General features: G+C 41.8%; 20 protein-coding genes. 16 read left to right on the top strand and 4 right to left on the bottom strand.

Features of this window, described 5'->3' with window-relative positions; genetic code table 11:
* The first annotated feature begins 36 nt into the window (after window positions 1-36).
* From L3V38_RS17275 to ruvX, 6 genes are all read left to right on the top strand, one after another.
* On the top strand, window positions 37-930 hold the full coding sequence (locus L3V38_RS17275) for a hypothetical protein (RefSeq protein WP_130150765.1): 894 nt from the start codon (window positions 37-39) through the stop codon (window positions 928-930).
* 28 nt (window positions 931-958) lie between these two features.
* Window positions 959-1423, top strand: coding sequence for a hypothetical protein (locus tag L3V38_RS17280; RefSeq protein WP_130150764.1), 465 nt, complete (start codon window positions 959-961; stop codon window positions 1421-1423).
* A gap of 59 nt (window positions 1424-1482) precedes the next feature.
* A complete protein-coding gene (gene rsmE, locus L3V38_RS17285) occupies window positions 1483-2217 on the top strand; it encodes a 16S rRNA (uracil(1498)-N(3))-methyltransferase (RefSeq protein WP_062570123.1) in 735 nt (244 codons plus the stop codon).
* A 68-nt stretch (window positions 2218-2285) separates the two neighbouring features.
* On the top strand, window positions 2286-3239 hold the full coding sequence (gene gshB, locus L3V38_RS17290; RefSeq protein ID WP_130150763.1) for a glutathione synthase: 954 nt from the start codon (window positions 2286-2288) through the stop codon (window positions 3237-3239).
* A 24-nt stretch (window positions 3240-3263) separates the two neighbouring features.
* A complete protein-coding gene (locus L3V38_RS17295) occupies window positions 3264-3821 on the top strand; it encodes a YqgE/AlgH family protein (RefSeq protein ID WP_062570121.1) in 558 nt (185 codons plus the stop codon).
* Between the two features lie 30 nt (window positions 3822-3851).
* Complete coding sequence (gene ruvX, locus L3V38_RS17300; protein WP_237120139.1) at window positions 3852-4301, top strand: Holliday junction resolvase RuvX; 450 nt, start codon at window positions 3852-3854, stop codon at window positions 4299-4301.
* Here ruvX and L3V38_RS17305 read toward each other — a convergent pair.
* The 3 genes from L3V38_RS17305 to L3V38_RS17315 are packed head-to-tail and all read right to left on the bottom strand — an operon-like array spanning window position 4298 to window position 7355.
* Window positions 4298-5167: a hypothetical protein gene (locus tag L3V38_RS17305; RefSeq protein ID WP_237120140.1), complete on the bottom strand. Its 870-nt coding sequence runs from the start codon at window positions 5165-5167 to the stop codon at window positions 4298-4300. The two genes, ruvX and L3V38_RS17305, sit on opposite strands and share 4 nt — an antisense overlap.
* Window positions 5167-6300 carry a PilT/PilU family type 4a pilus ATPase gene (locus tag L3V38_RS17310; protein WP_062570118.1) on the bottom strand — a complete coding sequence of 378 codons (1134 nt, stop codon included), beginning with the start codon at window positions 6298-6300 and terminating at the stop codon, window positions 5167-5169. Before L3V38_RS17310 ends, L3V38_RS17305 begins: the two co-directional genes overlap by 1 nt.
* A gap of 14 nt (window positions 6301-6314) precedes the next feature.
* On the bottom strand, window positions 6315-7355 hold the full coding sequence (locus L3V38_RS17315) for a type IV pilus twitching motility protein PilT (RefSeq protein ID WP_062570117.1): 1041 nt from the start codon (window positions 7353-7355) through the stop codon (window positions 6315-6317).
* A 2-nt stretch (window positions 7356-7357) separates the two neighbouring features.
* Between L3V38_RS17315 and L3V38_RS17320 the strand changes: the two genes are divergently transcribed.
* The 9 genes from L3V38_RS17320 (at window position 7358) to L3V38_RS17360 (ending at window position 15626) form a co-directional block, all read left to right on the top strand.
* Window positions 7358-8071: a YggS family pyridoxal phosphate-dependent enzyme gene (locus L3V38_RS17320; protein WP_237120141.1), complete on the top strand. Its 714-nt coding sequence runs from the start codon at window positions 7358-7360 to the stop codon at window positions 8069-8071.
* 17 nt (window positions 8072-8088) lie between these two features.
* Window positions 8089-8910: a pyrroline-5-carboxylate reductase gene (gene proC, locus L3V38_RS17325; protein ID WP_237120142.1), complete on the top strand. Its 822-nt coding sequence runs from the start codon at window positions 8089-8091 to the stop codon at window positions 8908-8910.
* 24 nt (window positions 8911-8934) lie between these two features.
* Complete coding sequence (locus L3V38_RS17330; protein ID WP_062570114.1) at window positions 8935-9468, top strand: YggT family protein; 534 nt, start codon at window positions 8935-8937, stop codon at window positions 9466-9468.
* Between the two features lie 54 nt (window positions 9469-9522).
* Window positions 9523-9963: a DUF4426 domain-containing protein gene (locus L3V38_RS17335; protein WP_237120143.1), complete on the top strand. Its 441-nt coding sequence runs from the start codon at window positions 9523-9525 to the stop codon at window positions 9961-9963.
* Between the two features lie 7 nt (window positions 9964-9970).
* On the top strand, window positions 9971-10570 hold the full coding sequence (locus L3V38_RS17340) for an XTP/dITP diphosphatase (RefSeq protein WP_130150758.1): 600 nt from the start codon (window positions 9971-9973) through the stop codon (window positions 10568-10570).
* Window positions 10567-11703 (top strand): radical SAM family heme chaperone HemW, encoded by a 1137-nt coding sequence (gene hemW / locus L3V38_RS17345; protein WP_237120144.1) that lies wholly within the window; start codon window positions 10567-10569, stop codon window positions 11701-11703. Before L3V38_RS17340 ends, hemW begins: the two co-directional genes overlap by 4 nt.
* A gap of 40 nt (window positions 11704-11743) precedes the next feature.
* Window positions 11744-13579 (top strand): DUF885 domain-containing protein, encoded by a 1836-nt coding sequence (locus L3V38_RS17350; RefSeq protein WP_130150756.1) that lies wholly within the window; start codon window positions 11744-11746, stop codon window positions 13577-13579.
* Window positions 13580-13681: 102 nt separating this feature from the next.
* Complete coding sequence (locus tag L3V38_RS17355; protein WP_237120145.1) at window positions 13682-14362, top strand: hypothetical protein; 681 nt, start codon at window positions 13682-13684, stop codon at window positions 14360-14362.
* Between the two features lie 7 nt (window positions 14363-14369).
* Window positions 14370-15626: an oligosaccharide flippase family protein gene (locus tag L3V38_RS17360; RefSeq protein WP_237120146.1), complete on the top strand. Its 1257-nt coding sequence runs from the start codon at window positions 14370-14372 to the stop codon at window positions 15624-15626.
* Here L3V38_RS17360 and L3V38_RS17365 read toward each other — a convergent pair.
* Entirely contained in the window at window positions 15615-16331 is a 717-nt protein-coding gene (locus L3V38_RS17365) for an SIMPL domain-containing protein (RefSeq protein WP_237120147.1), read from the bottom strand. The genes L3V38_RS17360 and L3V38_RS17365 overlap by 12 nt on opposite strands.
* 142 nt (window positions 16332-16473) lie before the next feature.
* Here L3V38_RS17365 and L3V38_RS17370 point away from each other — a divergent pair, with 142 nt between their 5' ends.
* The gene (locus L3V38_RS17370; RefSeq protein ID WP_237120148.1) at window positions 16474-19143 is read left to right on the top strand and encodes a bifunctional acetate--CoA ligase family protein/GNAT family N-acetyltransferase; all 2670 of its coding nucleotides are present in this window, start codon (window positions 16474-16476) and stop codon (window positions 19141-19143) included.
* The last annotated feature ends 8 nt before the right edge of the window (window positions 19144-19151 follow it).

The raw sequence follows: 19151 nt of genomic DNA on the forward strand, positions 1-19151 counted from the left end.
GAATGATTATCAAAGAATTATTTAGCAGGGATCTGCATGCATTATTTATCATTATCTAACACTAGTTTAGTCGCGATTGCTATTAGTTTTGCTGTAATTTGCATAACCATAGTACTTCTTCGTATCTTAACGCAAATTAAAGCAAAACAAGCGCTTAAAGAAGAGCTCGCACAACATGATAATTTTGCAATGGGGATTAGCTTTGCCAGTGAAATTCTCGTCGTGATTGCGACCATTGCTTATATTTTTGATGAAATCAGTTTAAGTGCGGCTCAATCAAATCCACTGAAGGTGGTCATTTTAATCGCTTTGTTATTTACCTTCATTAAAGTGGGCCATCTCATTCATCGCAAGTGGATTTTATATCGCTTTAACGAAGAAGCCGCTATTTTAAAACAAAATGTCTGTGCTGCTTTGGTTGACTCAGGCATGTTAATCGCAAACTGTATTATTAGTTTAGGCCTTTATAATTGGTGCCATACTCAAGGTTACAGCAGCTTACTAATAGCCACTGTTAGCTTTTTTGTATTACAAGGCATGTTTGCCCTAGATAGTAAAATTCGCGAGTACCGCTTTGCTAAGGCTAACCAAGGAGCTTCTTTACAGAGCAATTTTAACCTTGAAAATACCTCTATTGGTATTCGTTATGCGGGCAAATCCATCGGCCTTGCCTTAGCGGGGTATGCTGGTCTTGCCAGTGCATCATTTATTAGTGGTAAGATGGTAGAAAACCTATTTACGCTAGTCTCTCATTGCGGTGCTATGTGGGTACTGTTATATGTTTTGAGTTATATCATTAAATATATTTCATTACCGAATATTAATACATCGTTAGAGGTGGATCATCAAGATAACATAGGTATTGCCTGTATCGAGTTTGCCGTTTACGGCGCGATAGGCTATCTACTAATTAGTATGTTTTCGATTTAATATGGAAATACATAATAAGTGAGGCAGTATGCCCTTTAAAGTTAATAATTATTTGTTAGTTGATGTCGACAATGAGTTTAGTCATGCTTTTACGCATCATTATTTTGCAGGTAAAGGCGGCTCTACGTTAGTCGTTGCAGGAGCGAATAGCCGGCACATGGTTAAACTGATGTTTGACGAGCTAATAAAAGATTATTGTTACTGCGACTTTAGTAATGAAATAAGTGTTTCCGAATTGGCAAGTTACCTGCATGAGCACCATGATATAAAAGGCGTTTTAATTAACCATACTGACTACCAACTTGCCGATGACGCTCAAAAATTTATTTACAACTCGCTGCATAAAGTACGCTTTTTAATACACCAAAATGAGCAAGGATTTAATTTTATACCTTGCCCAGACGCCGCTCATATAAACCACTTATCTTGCCAAACAGACATCGCTCAAACGACAGCAGATATTCTTACATTAAGTGAAGATTTAAATAATTAATTGCACCCATCGCGCTGTATACTTACCATATTGCTAAATTATTTGATAAGCGACATCCAATGCGAATTCCTCATATTTACCAACCATCAGCAATTTCTTTAAACACCCAAGTAGCACTTGATGATGATGCTGCCGGTCATATCGGTCGAGTACTTCGCATGAAAGCTGGTGAAAAAGTCTCTATCTTCAATGGCGAAGGCGGAGAGTACTTAAGTGAAATTATTGAAGTAAGTAAAAAGAGCGTGATTGTAGAGCCGCAAGAGTTTATCAATCATGATGTAGAGTCACCGCTTAAAATTCACTTAGGCCAAGGAATTTCACGTGGCGATAAAATGGACTTTACTATTCAGAAATCTGTAGAGCTGGGAATTACTGAGATCACACCTATTTTTAGCCAACGCTGTGGTGTCAAACTAAGCGGTGATCGTCTTGCTAAAAAACATCAACAATGGCAAAAAATAGCGATTGCTGCCGCAGAGCAATCTGGTCGCAACTTTGTGCCTGTAGTACACCCGCCTATCGATATAAAAGAGTGGTTAGAGCAAACAAGCGATGCTCTGAAACTTACTCTACACCCACGCGCTGAACACAGTATAAAAACCATTCAAGTCCCAAGCGAGGGAGTGCGCTTTTTAGTTGGCCCAGAGGGCGGGTTTACGGATGAGGAAATTAATATTGCTAAGCAACAAGCTTTTGTCGATATCCGCTTAGGCCCGCGTGTACTACGTACTGAAACCGCTGCGCTAACAGTACTCAGCGCACTGCAACTGCAGTTTGGTGATTTAGCGAATTGAAAACCATAAAAACACCCATATATAAAAGTAACCGACACTGTGTAGTCATTCTATTCTAAGGCAAAAACATGGCAATTAAGTTAGGCATAATCTCTGATCCAATTAGTGGCTTTAATATTAAAAAAGACACAGGCTTCGCAATGATGATGGAAGCGCAAAAACGTGGTTACGAACTTTACTACATGGAAATGGACGACCTATCGCTACGTCAAGGCCAAGGTTATGCAACTGCATCAAAAGCACGTGTTTTCGATGATGTTAATCATTGGTATGAGCTTGAAGAAAAATCAACAATTGCCCTTGCCGATTTAGACGTTATTTTAATGCGTAAAGATCCGCCTTTTGATACTGAATATATTTACGCGACCTATATTTTAGAGCGCGCAGAGCAAGCTGGAACGCTCATTGTTAATAAGCCGCAAAGCCTTCGCGATGCAAACGAAAAGCTATTTACAGCATGGTTTAGCGAACACACGCCAGATACATTGGTAACCCGCAGCCAAGCAGACATTCGTGCATTTTTAGCTGAACATAAAGATATCATTTTAAAACCGCTAGATGGCATGGGTGGTGCGTCAATCTTTCGTGTCAAAGAAGACGATGCCAATATCGGTGTAATTTGCGAAACATTAACCGAGCATGGTAACCGTTTTGCCATGGCACAAAATTATATCCCAGAGATTAAACAAGGCGATAAACGCGTCTTGGTTGTCGATGGTGAAGTCATGCCATACTGTCTTGCTCGTATACCACAAAACGGTGAAACACGTGGTAATTTAGCCGCAGGTGGTCGTGGTGAAGCTCGCCCAATAAGCGACTCAGATCGTAAAATCGCAGAAGCCGTAGCACCTACACTTAAAGCAAAAGGTCTCATTTTTGTGGGGCTGGATATCATTGGTGACCGCTTAACCGAAATTAATGTAACAGCACCAACCTGTGTAAAAGAGATTGAAGCAGCTTATGACATTTCAATCACTGGCTACTTATTTGATGCCATTGAAAGAAAACTGAGCCATACTTAATTTAAACAACAAAAGGGGCGACCTATGCAGTCATTAGAGAATCATTTCTTAATTGCAATGCCTAGCATGCAAGACCCTTTCTTTAAGCATGCTGTAACGTACATTTGTGAGCATAATCAAGATGGTGCAATGGGTTTGGTGATTAACCAACCCATCAATATCACAGTGGGTGAGTTACTCGATAAAATTGAGATCGATAACGATAAAAGCCAAGATGCGGCAAGTCTTGCTGTCTATGCCGGTGGCCCAGTAAAAACAGACAGAGGTTTTGTACTGCACTCCCCAAAGCCAGGCTATGCTGCAAGCCAAAAGCTTAGTAGTGATATTATGATCACCACGTCAAAAGATGTACTGGCAAGCTTAACGACAGCAGAAGCACCCGAGCAATTTATTATTACACTGGGTTATGCCGGTTGGGATCAAGGTCAGCTTGAACAAGAACTACTTGAAAATTCGTGGCTGATCATCAAAGCAGATCCTGAGATCATCTTTAACACCCCAGTAGAAAAGCGCTGGGAAAAAGCAGTCTCAATGCTGGGCTTTGACGTCAGTCAGTTAAGTTCCGAAGCTGGTCATGCCTAATTTTTACCGCCTTATTTTAATTGATTCATTATGACAAAAAGAACGTTTAAGCCTGTAGGCGAGCGAACCGTTATGGGCTTTGACTTTGGTACCAAAAGTATCGGTATTGCCATTGGCCAAGAGTTAACAGGTACGGCGTCAAGCCTACAAGCAGTCAAAGCTAAAGATGGTATTCCTGATTGGCAGCAAATTAAAAAACAAGTGGATGAATGGCAACCTGATCTTATGGTTGTTGGCTTGCCGCTCAATATGGATGGCACCACACAAGAAGTGACGTTCAAAGCGAAGAAATTTGCGAACCGCCTACATAATCATTTTGCTATTCCTGTTGAAACTCAGGATGAACGCTTAACCACCGCAGACGCTAAGGCACGCTTATTTGAACAAGGTGGCTATCGCAACTTAGGCAAAGGGAATGTGGATAATATGTCTGCTGTGATTATTCTTGAGAGCTTTTTTGAACAATTTTACGGTGATTAATCTGTACTGTTAATCACGGTGTAATCGTTTAAGTTAGGAATGAAGCCTGCCTCTTTGTAGGCTTTTTCTATTGCCCCCTGTTTACGCAATTGCTTGAGCCCTGCTTGCAGCGCAGCATACGCTTGGGTTGCATCAGGGTGATGCTTAGAAATAATAAAATGACGGCTATCATTGAGCTGTAAGACTATATTTGGCACCGCGACTAAACGAATGTCCTCCAAATGATATTGATTTTTGAGGCTTGGCATCAGTGGCATCATCACAAAATCAACCCACTTCATAGACACCATACGAACTTGACTCAACCACTCGTCTTCTCTCAGCAGCTCTTTTAATGGCAGCGCAGACAAGGTTTGCCAGTCTGTTAGCCATTTAGGTGTAGATACAGCAGTCAACGATTTGAAGTCTTCACGTTTTTGTAGTTTTAATACACGATGATTAGACGGTGAAGTAAATACACCAGCATAGTACTCCCCCTTACGAATAACCGCATCAGAAATATAAACATCTTTAGCGAGCTGCTCAGCATCAAGGGACCACACACTATCAAAACTAATCAGTAACTTACCGTCTTCAAGTAACTTAGTCTTACGAAAGTTCACATTCCCTGTATGGTAGCTAAACGACTTAGTAAAGCCACCCAACATCAAAGCTTGCTGCGCGATAATCATATCCACCACATCACGGCGGATATATGCCCCAGTAAAGTCTTTCACTTCACTGGGCTGACGGCCATTTAAGAAGCGATTATAATCGTCATACACATCGTCACGGATAAAAATAACGATGTCATTTAAGTTGCTTGCTTTTGTAGGAAAAGCACTCAAAATAAAAAGAACGCATGCTATTTTTATCCGCATCAACATCAGCTATTACCCTTTTCATCAAGGCCGTCAATAGTCACCCCTTGTAAAAAGCCTGCCCCTTTTTGCTCGTTATTTTGTAACTTGATCATCAAGCGTAAATCGTTTGGCGAGTCAGCATGATGCAAGGCATCGGCATAATTAATACGCTGATGTTTATAAAGCTCAAACAAGGCTTGGTCAAAAGTCTGCATACCCATTTCTTTTGATTTCGCCATAGTTTCTTTAATTGAACCAATGTCACCGCGTTTTATAAGTTCTGCGACCATAGGAGAATTAAGCAAGATCTCGATAGCAGCCACACGGCCTTCCCCATCCGCTGTTGGCACCAGTTGCTGTGCAACAATTGCGCGTAGGTTCAGTGCTAAGTCGTATTTTAACTTATCGTGTTTTTCTTTTGGTACTAAGTGCATAATACGGTCAATGGCTTGGTTGGCATTATTAGCGTGCAGGGTTGCGACGCATAAATGCCCTGTTTCAGCAAAGCTTAAGGCATATTCCATGGTTTCTTGTGAACGAATTTCACCAATTAAAATAACATCAGGTGCTTGGCGTAATGAGCTTTTCAACGCTGACTCAAAGCTTTCAGTATCAAGACCTACTTCGCGTTGAGTAATAATACTTTTTTGGTGCTCATGCACAAACTCGATAGGATCTTCAATAGTAAGAATATGTCCACGTTGATTACGATTTCGATAACCTAAAAGCGCAGCAAGCGAGGTTGACTTACCGGTACCGGTCCCCCCTACAAACAGCACTAAGCCTCGTTTTGCCATTATCACATCGGTAAGAATAGACGGTAATCCTAAATCGTTTACATCAGGAATTTGCGTCACAATTCGGCGAATAACCATACCCGCTTGGTCTCGCTGCCAAAATGCAGAAACACGAAACCGGCCTTCTTCTGTTGCAATGGCAAAGTTACACTCTTTTGTTGCGTGAAACTCATTACGTTGCTTTTCGTTCATCGCAGACTCAACCATAGCCAGTGCCTGCTCATCAGATAACTTATCGTCGGTCAGCGGCTGCAATTCACCGTTAATTTTGGCACTAACAGGTAAGCCACTGGACACAAATAAATCTGAACCATTCTTGTCGATCATCACCTGTAAAAAGCGATTTAAAGGTATTGTCATAATTAAGTGCTCCGTTAGCCACCAAACTGAGTTTTATCTTGCGCTTTAGCTCTAGCATCTGCTGTAGTAACAATGCCGTAGTTCACTAAATTACCTAAACATTGATCCATCGTTTGCATACCATGTGATGCGCCAGTTTGAATCGATGAGTACATCTGTGCAATTTTATCCTCACGAATAAGATTTCGAATAGCAGGGATCCCTATCATAATCTCGTGCGCTGCCACTCGCCCACCCCCTACTTTTTTAAGTAATGTTTGCGAAATAACGGCACGCAACGATTCTGAAAGCATTGAGCGCACCATGTCTTTTTCTTCACCTGGGAATACATCGATAATACGGTCAATAGTCTTTGGTGCAGATGTGGTATGCAAAGTGCCGAACACTAAATGACCTGTTTCTGCAGCCGTCATGGCTAAGCGAATCGTTTCTAAATCTCGCAGCTCACCCACCAGAATAACATCAGGATCTTCACGTAACGCGCTACGTAAAGCATTAGAGAAGCTGTGAGTATCACGATGAACTTCGCGTTGGTTAATAAGGCTCAGCTTATTGTCGTGAACAAATTCGATTGGATCTTCAATCGTTAAAATATGATGGTGCTTGGTCTGATTAATGTAATCAACCATCGCTGCTAAGGTGGTTGATTTACCTGAACCTGTTGGCCCAGTGACTAAAACCAAACCGCGTGGGTTATCAGCAATGGTCTTAAATATTTCCGGTGCACCTAAATCATCAAGTGTTAACACATCACTGGGGATTGTACGAAATACAGCTGCGGGTCCTCGGTTTGAATTAAACGCGTTAACACGAAAACGAGCAAGATTAGGTACTTCAAAAGAAAAATCCACTTCGAGATTTTGCTCATAGTCCTTACGCTGATTATCGTTCATAATATCGTAAACCAGACTGTTTACATCTTTTTGTTCTAATGCTGGAATATTAATACGACGTACATCGCCATCGACGCGTATCATAGGTGATACACCCGATGATAAGTGTAAATCCGAGGCCTTATGTTGCACACTAAAGGCCAATAATTCGGTAATATCCATTTATGACTCCACAACCAACTGATAATTATATGGTTACAATAGCAGAACGACTTACATCCGCCTACGCAAGAATAACTCAAGCGGCAAAAAATAATCACCGTGATGAGCAAACGATTAGCTTACTCGCTGTTTCAAAAACCAAGCCTACCGCTGATATCATCTCAGCCTATCAACATGGACAGCGCCTATTTGGAGAGTCCTATGTACAAGAGGCCGTTGAAAAGGTAGCTGCACTGAAAGACTACAACGAGATAGTCTGGCATTTTATTGGCCCTATTCAATCAAATAAAAGCGCACTTGTCGCCGCTAACTTTGATTGGGTACAAAGTGTTGACCGAACAAAAATAGCAAAACGTCTGAATGATCAACGACCAGCCGATAAAGCGCCACTCAACGTATTAATTCAAGTTAATATTAGTTTAGAAGAGGCAAAGTCAGGCTGCCACCCAGACGAGCTAATGACGTTGGCTGAATTTATTAGTCAGTGCGACAATTTATGTCTACGTGGTGTCATGGCTATCCCTGCAAAAACCGACGATAGCCAGCTACAATTACAATATTTTGAGCAATTAAGCGCTTGCTTTGATAAACTAAAGGCCCAATATCCCCAAGTAGACACCTTGTCGATGGGTATGAGTAATGATGTTGAAGCAGCGATTGCCGCAGGTTCAACTATGGTACGCATTGGCACGGATATATTTGGCCAACGAAATTAAAAGGTGATAACAGACATATGTCAGATAAAAAAATCGCATTTATAGGCACGGGTAACATGAGCTACGCCATTATTGGCGGCATGGTAAAGAACGGTTTTGCAGCTAAAAACATCATTGCAACCAATCGCAACCAAGAAAAATTAGCGAAGGTTGCTGCTGATTTCGGGGTGCAAACAACCGCGGACAACAACGCGGCACTTCGCGATGCAGATGTGATTGTATTGTCTGTTAAACCACAAATGATGGGTGATTTATGCCAATCATTCCAAGATTCAGGCATAGACTTCAGCGATAAACTATTTATTTCTGTGGCCGCTGGTTTAACCGTACAACGTCTTCGTGAAATGCTAGGTCAAGACGTTAAAATGGTCCGTTGTATGCCTAACACACCATCATTACTTGGTCGTGGTGTGTCTGGTCTATATGGCGCTGGCGAAACCGTGCAAGAGCATGAATTTGTACAACAAGTTTTTGAATGTACAGGTATTGTTGTGTGGGTAGAAAACGAATCGCAAATCAATGATATCATTGCGGTAACAGGTTCATCTCCAGCTTACTTCTTCTTATTTATGGAAGCGATTGAAGAAAAAGCCAAAGCACTTGGTTTTAGCGATCACGATGCACGCCGTTTAGTACAACAAACCGCGCTAGGCGCAGCCGAAATGGCGCTTTCGCAGCAAGGCATTAGTATTTCTCAGCTACGTGCCAATGTTACATCAAAAGGCGGAACAACCCATGCAGCTGTTGAGCACCTAAAAGGCCAAGGTCTTGTAGGTACTGTTGCAGATGCAATGGATGCCTGTATTGCTCGTGCAGAAGAAATGGAAAAAGAACTTTAAGCTTACTTTTTTGAAGGTAAAACTATGCAAGCCATGCAATTTTTAGTTGAGATTATTTTTGATCTCTTTTTAATGGTGGTCCTTTTACGCTTTTGGTTACAAGCGGCAAAAGCTGACTTTTATAATCCTATGAGCCAGTTTGTGGTAAAAGCCACTTCATTTGCTGTTAACCCATTACGTAAAATCATCCCTGGGTTTGGTGGCTTTGACATGGCTTCTTTACTACTTGCTTATTTAGTGGCAGTAGCAAAAATAAGTGTCATTATGTTGATGTTTTATGGCGGATGGTCAGCAGCACCTGTCTTTGTTTCGGCATTTATGACGGTGATAAAAGAAGGCTTAAACCTGTTATTTTGGGTTTTAATTATCCGTGCATTACTAAGCTGGGTAAGTCAGGGCTATAATCCTATTGAAGCTGTTTTCCATCAACTAACCGAACCTATGCTGCGTCCGATTCGTAAAGTTATTCCACCATTAGGGGGCTTAGACTTATCGATTCTGGTACTCATCATTGGTTTGCAGTTTTTACAAATCCTGTTAATGGATTTTATAGGCTAACGCCATTTGTGAATTAAGAGGCCGCTAGGCCTCTTTTGTTAAGTGAGATATTCCATGAAGCAAATTATTCTTTTTACCTTCCTCTGCCTAAGTTTATTTTTAAACTTTGCTAAGGCGAATGAACAAACAGGCGCTCAATTTAAAAAGCTTGGCCCTTGGGAGGTTCACTATATTGCCTTTCCATCCACCTTTATTCAGCCTAATATCGCCAAAAATTACGATTTAGACCGTAGCCCGAGCAAAGGGGTTATCAATATTTCGGTATTAAAAAATAGCGACAAAATAGCACAAACAGCGACCTTAACAGGCACCGCTCGCAATTTACTTGGTAATAGTAAACAGCTTGAGTTTAAAGAAGTTATTGAAGGCGATGCGATTTATTACTTAGCGCAAATCGACTACAGCAACGAAGAGATTTACCGTTTTAACATCGAAATCAATAAAAACGGCCAAATACAAACACTGAAGTTTCAGCAAAAATTTTACGTAGACTAACTCTCATATGAACAACACCTTGGTTTTAGCCACGGGTAACCCTGGCAAAGTAAAAGAGCTGGCAAGCATGCTCAGCCCGCTTAATATTAACGTGGTTCCACAAAGCGATTTTCAAGTACCAGACGTGCCAGAAACAGGCACCACATTTGTTGAAAACGCCATCATTAAAGCGCGTCATGCGGCGAAGATCACGGGTATGCCAGCCATTGCCGATGACTCGGGGCTTGAAGTAGACGGCCTAAATGGTGCACCTGGCGTTTACTCAGCACGTTTTGCCAAAGAAGGTGCTAGCGATCAAGATAATATCGACAAACTATTAAAAGAACTTGCTGATAACCCTATACGTAGCGCACGCTTTTGGTGTGTATTGGTACTAATGCGCCATGCAGATGACCCAACGCCACTTATTTGTAGTGCAAGCTGGGAAGGCGAAATCACCCAAAGCCAAGACGGTCAAGGTGGTTTTGGTTATGATCCGGTGTTTTATGTGCCTTCTGAGCAGTGCACCAGCGCACAACTAACTAAAGAGCAAAAGAATGCACTGAGTCACCGTGGTCAAGCTCTTAAACAACTCCTTGCCCAATTGCAGCAAAAAGGCGGCCTGTGAATTTACCGCCTTTGAGTTTATATGTGCACGTACCTTGGTGCGTGCAAAAGTGCCCTTACTGTGATTTTAATAGTCATGGCCAAAAAGGCACGATCCCCGAAAAAGAGTATGTTCAGCACCTAATTGATGATCTCAAAGCCGATCTGCATTTAGTACAAGGGCGTAAAATCCACAGCATTTTTATTGGCGGCGGCACCCCGAGCTTATTAACGGGTGATGCTTACACTCGCCTACTTAGCGAAGTCGACAGATTAATAGGCCTAAGCGATAACTGTGAAATCACGCTTGAGGCAAACCCTGGCACTGTCGAAACAGGCCGTTTTAAAGAGTATGTTGGTGCTGGCATCAATCGTATTTCGATTGGCGTGCAAAGCATGCAAAACGATAAGCTAAAAGCGCTTGGCCGTATTCATGGTGCCGATGAAGCAAACTATGCGGCTGAACAGGCTCACCAAGCAGGATTAAACAGTTTCAACCTAGATTTAATGCATGGGCTTCCAGGGCAATCTCTTGAGGATGCACTGAGCGACCTTAAAAAAGTTATTGCATTAAATCCGCCACATATTTCTTGGTACCAATTAACCATAGAACCCAATACACAATTTGCCTCGAAACCACCGACGTTACCCCAAGACGATATATTGTGGGATATCCAAGAGCAAGGGCAAGCATTGCTAGCCGAAGCAGGTTATGAGCAATACGAAATTTCAGGCTATGCAAAACCTGGCTACCAATGTCAGCATAACTTAAATTATTGGCGATTTGGCGATTATCTCGGTATTGGTTGTGGCGCGCATGGTAAAGTCACCAACATAAAAACTGGGGTTATCACTCGCACTGAAAAAGTCAAGCATCCTCGCGGATACATGGACTTAGCAAAGCCTTATTTATATAAGCAATGGCGCGTAGAGGAAGACGATTTAGCGTTTGAGTTTTTTATGAACCGCTTTCGCCTTGTCGAGTCATGCCCTAAAAAAGACTTATCGTCACTTACAGGTTTATCGCAGCAAAGTCTGCAGCGAGCCTTAAATACAGCCATCGCAAAAGGGCTACTAATAGATAACACAGAAACTTGGCAGGTGAGCCAAAAAGGCCATCGTTATTTAAATGACCTGCTAGAATTATTCGTTTAACAACAAAAATTAAATTTCTAACAACGACAAAGGAACTAAAATGCGTAAACTAACCTTCATCGCAGCTGCGGTCAGTGTTGCATTACTTGGCGGTTGCCAACAAATGCAAGAGCAACCGACATCAGCGCCAAGTGTACAAAGCCAGCCTGTACAAAGTGAAATAGATAAAGCCAATGCGTTTTTCGAAGACACTTTTAATCGCGATATAATGAACAGCCCTGTATCTCAAACCTATATGGGTATTAAAAAAGATTACGGCAAATGGGATGATGGTAGCGAAGAGCGTGCTTTAGCTGACTTTGAACAAAAAAAAGCAGACCTAGTCGCACTGAATGCAATTAACCGCGACTTACTTGATGACGCCACAAAAGTTAGTTACGACTTAAAAAAACAAGATCTTGAAAATGACATAGCTGATTTCAAATGGCGTTATTACAACTACCCTGTAAACCAAATGTTTGGCGTTCACTCAATGATCCCTGCTTTTCTAATCAACCAACATCAAATTACTGATGTCTCTGATGCGAAAGCATATATCTCGCGTTTAAACGGTGTCACAACGGTTATTGATCAACTTATCAAAGACCTTGAAGTACGTGCAGACAAGGGCATTATTGCACCTAAATTTGTGTTCCCACATGTTGTTGATTCAAGTAAAAACATTTTACATGGCGCACCATTTGATTCTGGTGATGACTCAACGCTTCTTGCTGACTTTAAACGTAAAGTTGCAACACTGGATATTGCCGACAGTGAGAAATCAGCGCTAATCAGCGATGCTGAAAAAGCCCTAAAAGCAGCTGTGAAGCCTTCTTACACTAAGTTAATCAACTTCTTAGCTCAGCTAGAAAAACGTGCCGATGAGCGTGATGGTGCATGGAAGTTTCCTGATGGTGAAACCTTCTATAACAACGCATTAGCACGTACAACAACCACTGAGCTAACAGCAAAAGAAATTCACTCTATTGGCTTAGCTGAGGTTGCACGTATTCATGATGAAATGCGCGCTATCAAAGATAAAGTAGGCTTTGAAGGCGACCTTCAAGCATTCATGCAATTCATGAAAACAGATAAGCAGTTCTACTACCCAAATACAGCAGAAGGTAAACAACGTTACCTTGACGAAGCAACAGCACTTATCGATAACATGAAGACACGCTTAGATGAGTTATTCATTGTTAAACCTAAAGCAGGTCTGAGAGTGAAAGCTGTTGAAGCATTCCGTGAAAAAGCAGCGGGTAAAGCCTTCTACCAACAACCTGCACCAGACGGCTCACGCCCAGGTATTTACTACGCAAACCTGTACGATATGGAAGCGATGCCAACATACCAAATGGAAGCACTTGCTTATCATGAAGGTATTCCAGGTCACCACATGCAGATTGCCATCGCACAAGAGCTTGACGGTGTACCTAAGTTCCGCAAGTTTGGTGGCTACACAGCCTACATTGAAGGCTGGGGTTTGTACTCTGAGCTAGTACCAAAAGAAATGGGCTTATACGAAGACCCATACTCTGATTTTGGACGCCTTTCTATGGAGTTATGGCGAGCTTGTCGCTTAGTTGTAGATACGGGTATCCATGCAATGAAGTGGACACGTCAAGAAGGCATCGATTATTACGTTAATAATACGCCAAATGCGACCTCTGATGCCGTTAAAATGGTTGAGCGTCACATCGTAATGCCTTCTCAAGCAACCGCTTACAAAGTGGGTATGCTAAAGATTTTAGAGTTGCGTGAAGCAGCAAAAGAAAAACTTGGTGAAAAGTTCGATATTCGTGAGTTCCATGATGTTGTACTTAAAAATGGTGCTGTACCACTTAACGTTCTAGAGCAATTTGTTGATCAGTGGGTTGCTAAAAAACAAGCCGCTTAATAGCATAATTGATTAAAAGGCCGCTTTGCGGCCTTTTTTATTACTGATAAACACGCTATAAATAGCTATACCTACCCCAAAGAATAATAATTGAGAGACTTCATGCTAAGCGCTATTGAACAACTTAACAGCCGACTCCAACATCATCAGTTAAAAGAATTACTCACTGATTACCAAGGTTTGTCGAGCGTATTGCAAGCAGCGCAGTTACAACACCTATATCAATTAGCAAATAGCAGCGAAGTAAAATACCTATTTTTACAAAATGTCGCTGCACATTTGCTCGAAGCAAGCCCACTTCCTAACGAAGCTGTCGGCTTTATTGATGATATCGACAAACTCAGTTTTTTCACGCCAGGGCTCAAATTTCAAAACGCTTTTAATATTACAGATCAACAGGGTAACAACCTATTACATCACCTGTTTAGCCATTGCCAAGCAAATAAACTCCCCTTTAATTACTTACGCTCTTTGATGTTATTTGAAAGCAATGAAAGCTTAGCTGTCGCACTAAAAGCGCAAAACCAACAAGGGTTAACCCCGATAGGATGTTACATTGCTTGTAATAACAACACACAGATGCCAGCAAAACATGAGTTTTCTGCTTTACTGGCAATGATGGAAGTAGATCAGAACCACAACCAAACAACCACCACAGCCCTAGTTAATAAGCTTAAGCAATTTTACAATAGAGATATACCAAATATTACCGACAGCAAAGTGTTGCTTTGTGCTACGTATTTACAAGTGTCAACGACCCAGTTACTCCATACATTAAATTAATAGCTCAATGAACAAGGATGTCGTCAAAGGATTTCTCTCGCTCAGTAGTTTTACTGCTCTGAATCATGCTAGTCGTATTATTCTCACCTTGTGCCTTGCGAGGTTATTAAGCGATGATGAATTTGGTACTTTCGCCGCATTACTCGCGCTTTGTGAAATACTCTTATTGCCTGCAAGCATGGGGTTTGCGTCGTCATTAATGCGAATAAGCTATCCACTTTATAAAGCCCAACAACATGATTTACTACGTGGCTTAAAACATGTTTACTTGGCTGCATCTTGTTTATTCGGTGTGATTCTTGTAGCTGCAGTAGTCATTAGCTTTCAGGCTATTTCCCCTCACCAAAGTGCCAAAGAACATGTCGTTTATTTACTGTTACTGGTGCCGATTGGCGCCATTATGCAAAGCCAATCGGCTTTTTTAGTGGCTTTAAACAAACCTAAAATTGGCTTGATAACGCAGCAATGTATTTTTGAATTGTTAACGGCTGGGTTTTGCTTTTTTGTGTACTTGATACGTGGTGATTTATCTTTAGTCGAGATTTGTATCTTGTTGTTCTGTAGCATCTTGTGTGTAGTGAGTTATCAATACTGGTTAATCAAAAAAATGATTGTCGCAAGCGCTGCTCGCTACCAAACCAAGCAATGGTGTAAAGACTCTTTAATCATGCTCGCAAGTGGTGCAGGAACTGTGTTAGTGGCAAAACTTGACGTGTTGCTGGTGCATCACTGGTTTGGTGCACAAGGTGTAAGCATTTTCTTTCCCGCGGTTGTTATTGCTGGATTACTGACTATTTTAGGTAATGCAGCGAACCAATATTTAAAACCTATTTTAATGGCTGATGAGAATACCGAACAGCAACTTGGCGAGCTAATGAAAGTGGTGTGGCGTTTTAACTTTGCCGCTATCTTACTACTTGCCTTGCTCGCAAAGCCCCTTCTGCATTTATATGGTGAAAGCCAATTACAAGAAGGGTTTTGGATTTTAATACTGTTATTGCTAGGGCAGCTATTATTACCTGCAAGAATCTTAGCCAGTAGTATGATTAAGTTAAAAGGTAACCCGCTTATCAACTTATACGTATTACTTGGCGCAACCAGTGTCACGGTATTGATGGCAGTACTTTTAAAAGATCAGTTTGGCTTAATGGGTGTGGCGGTGGCATTTAGTGGCGGCTTTGTGCTTGGCGCACTTAGCCGCACGGTTATTGTCTGTACTCGCATGCGGCTACCTTTCTCTGTAGTACTTGGCTTAGTCAGATAAGTAATATTCAACGCTGGTAACGACTCGCACCTTTTTAAGCTGTGGTGTATTAGAATCCCTATCTGAAATCGAAAACTGACCTTGACGAGCTGTTTTGATTTTACCAAGTTTAGACTGTGAGTCTTTAGCAAATTTCATCGCCACTTCGCGGGCTTTTTCTGTCGCTTGCTGAACCATGGCAGGCTTTATCTCATTAAGCCCATTAAATAAGTATTGAATGCGTGTTTCGTAATTGTCTTGCACTATAGCAATTCCTTGCTTTGCCAACTGATTAACTTGACCAAGTGCGTGCTGAACTTTTTCAATATCATTAGAATAGACGATAACATTGGAACGAGCGATATAACGAAATTGCTGATTTTCTCCACCATATTCGCGTGCTTGCTTGTCAATTATTGACTGGCTGCCCGTGCTAATTTCTTCATCGCTAAAGCCATTTAACTTCAAAAACGCAACGACCGCATCGTTTTTATTTTCAACACGCCCGACTAACTTTTCAAGGTTATTATCGGCATCAGAAAACTGTAACGGCCAAATAACGGTGTCTGCGGCAACTTCCATTTCAGCCAAGCCTTTAACTTGTACAGTACGCTCCATGGCTTTTACATCAAGCGCAGCACTTTTTAAAATAAAGCCCAGCCCCAATAAACCAATCGTTAATGCAATCGCGGCAATTATGACATTAAACGGCTGCGCTTTATTCATGCTTATCTCCTTGATGTAGGTCACTGTTTTTGACTCGAAAAGTCGCAGTAAACAGGTTATCTTATATAAAAGGGTTATCTTATGTATATAAACTTAACAGACCCTGAAATGTTTACAACTAAGCGCAAGCGAAGGAAATAGCATGAGCGTTAAACGTATTAGCCAATTTTTTAATCCATCTTCAGTCGCTGTCATTGGCGCGTCAAACTCACCTAATCGTGCTGGTTTTGTGGTTATGCGTAATTTGCTACAGGGCGGATTCAAAGGCCCAATTATGCCGGTAAGTTTAAATCACAGCGCAGTGCATGGTGTGCTCGCTTACCCGAGTATCGCCAGCTTACCCAAAGTGCCAGACCTTGCCGTTATTTGTACTAATAAAAACACGTTAATAGACATAATCAAAGAATTAGGTGAGCTTGGCTGTAAACATGCTGTCATCATCGCAGCTGGCCTCAACCCTGATCAAAAGCAGCATTTAAAAGACGCTGCACAGGCAGCAAATGTGTCGTTACTTGGGCCTAACTGTTTGGGGTTGTTAATTCCTCACATTGGCTTAAATGCGAGCTTTTCGCACACGGTTGCAAGTCCTGGAAAACTTGCCTTTGTTTCTCAATCAGCCGCAGTTTGCTCCACAATTCTTGATTGGGCTAAAAATAAAGAAATTGGCTTCTCGTATTTTGTCTCTGTAGGTGACTGCATTGATATCAATTTTGATGAGCTACTCGACTTTTTAGGTCGAGATGCCAAAACCAAAGCTATTCTTTTATACATTGATAACATTGAAGATATCCGCAGCTTTATTTCCGCAGCACGGGCAGCCGCATTCAGCAAACCTGTCATTGCGATTAAAACCGGAAAAACCAGTGCAGGGGCACTTGCTGCCGAGATTCACACTGGGGGTAAACAAAGCTCAGATGCAGTGTACGACGCACTTTTTCAACGCGCAGGTATGCTAAGGGTAAATGACCTTAGAGAGCTATTTGCTGCAACACAAACTCTAGCAATGCACCCTAAACTTCTAAAAGTTGAACAGCTCACTATTTTAACAAATGGGGGGGGCCCTGGGGTCATGGCTGTGGACACGTTATTGCAAAGCTCTGGTAAACTCGCGGAGCTAAGTGATGAAACACGCTCAGCACTAAATAGAGTGATCCCACAATCAGAGATGACCTCAAACCCAGTGGATATTTTTGGTGACTCTGCTCCGAGGCGTTATCAACAAGCACTCGAAATCTTACTGCAAGCAAAAGAGGTTAAAAACTTACTCATTATTCACACTCCGTCCGCGCTTGCACCGAGTGAGGATTACGCAGAGATCATTGTCGAAACCTTACAAAAAATCCCAAAAATGGCACGCCCTTATGTCATGACTAACTTTATGGGTGAAGACGCCGCGTATGCAGCACGCAAAGTCTGTGCTAACAATGCGATCCCAACATACCGTACCCCTGAAGGGGCGGTTGGTGCGTTTATGCATCTAGTCAGTTATCGCCGAAATCAAAAGCACTTAACACAAACGCCTGAATCAAATACCGATGATGCAAAAATAAATAAAGAAGCTGCGCGCGCTGTAGTCAATGAGTTTTTAGCGGAAGAACAAAGCTATTTATCAACCCACGAAGCAAGTCAAATTCTCACTCACTATGGCATTGACTGTATTCAAACTGAGGTTGCTTACACGCCAACGGAAGCAAAAGAGCAAGCTATCGAACTTGGCTTTCCTGTGGCATTAAAGTTAATTAGCCCGAGCATTCCATCAAAATCAGAAGTAGGCGGTGTGGTACTTAACCTAAATGATGCGCAAGAAGTCGAACAAACTGCCTTTGCGATGCTACTTCGTATCAAAAACACCTACCCTGATGCTCATATTGAAGGGTTTTCGCTACAAAAAATGGCACCGCGGGCTGGCGCCAATGAACTGCGCATTGCAATTAAAACAGAACCCAACTTTGGCCCCGTTATTTTGCTGGGTGAAGCAGGCACTGGGCTTGAGTTTGGGCAAGCTGCTGTAGCGCTCCCTCCTTTGAATATGAATCTGGCAAAATACTTAATTGCTGCGGCCCACGATAAAGGCGTACTAAAAGATAGAGTACTCCCTGAAAAAGTCGATAAATACCGTTTATGCGCTCTACTAACACGAATTTCTCAGTTAGTAATCGACCAGCCTGATATAACCAGTGTTGAGCTTAACCCTATTTTAGCTAGTAATGGTCAGTTTTTAGTGCTTGATGCCACCATAGGACTCAGTCGTTATAAAGCCAAGGCAAACCGTAAACGTCTATGTATTCGCCCTTACCCTATTGAATTGGTAAAAGATGTAACGCTTAAAAACAATACCCAAGCGCAATTGCGGCCAATAAAGCCAGAAGATGAACAAGCACATTTAGAGTTTGATCAATCTTTAACTAAAGAGGATAGATACAAGCGCTTTTTTGGTGAGCTGCCTCAATTTAATCACGATCAACTCGCAAAAATGACGCAAATTGATTATGACCGAGAAATGGCGTTTATTGTGAGCCAAGAACAAAATGGTTCAGCGTGCACCCTTGGCGTTTCTCGGGTATTAATGGACCCTGACAAACAAGAGGCAGAATTCGCGATTGTGGTACGCTCAGACTGCCAAGGTTTGGGGCTCGGCAGCATATTAATGAATGCTGCCATTGAGCACTGCAAAAACCAAGGAGTTAAACAAATTGCTGGTATAACATTACCGGAAAATACAGGCATGATAGAGCTTGCCCGTAAACTTGGTTTTAAAATCACTCGCGACTTTGAAGAAGGCAGCATTAATATGGTGCTACAGTTAAACTAAAAAACGGA

The organism is Pseudoalteromonas sp. L1, assembly GCF_021728095.1.
Taxonomy (GTDB): domain Bacteria; phylum Pseudomonadota; class Gammaproteobacteria; order Enterobacterales; family Alteromonadaceae; genus Pseudoalteromonas.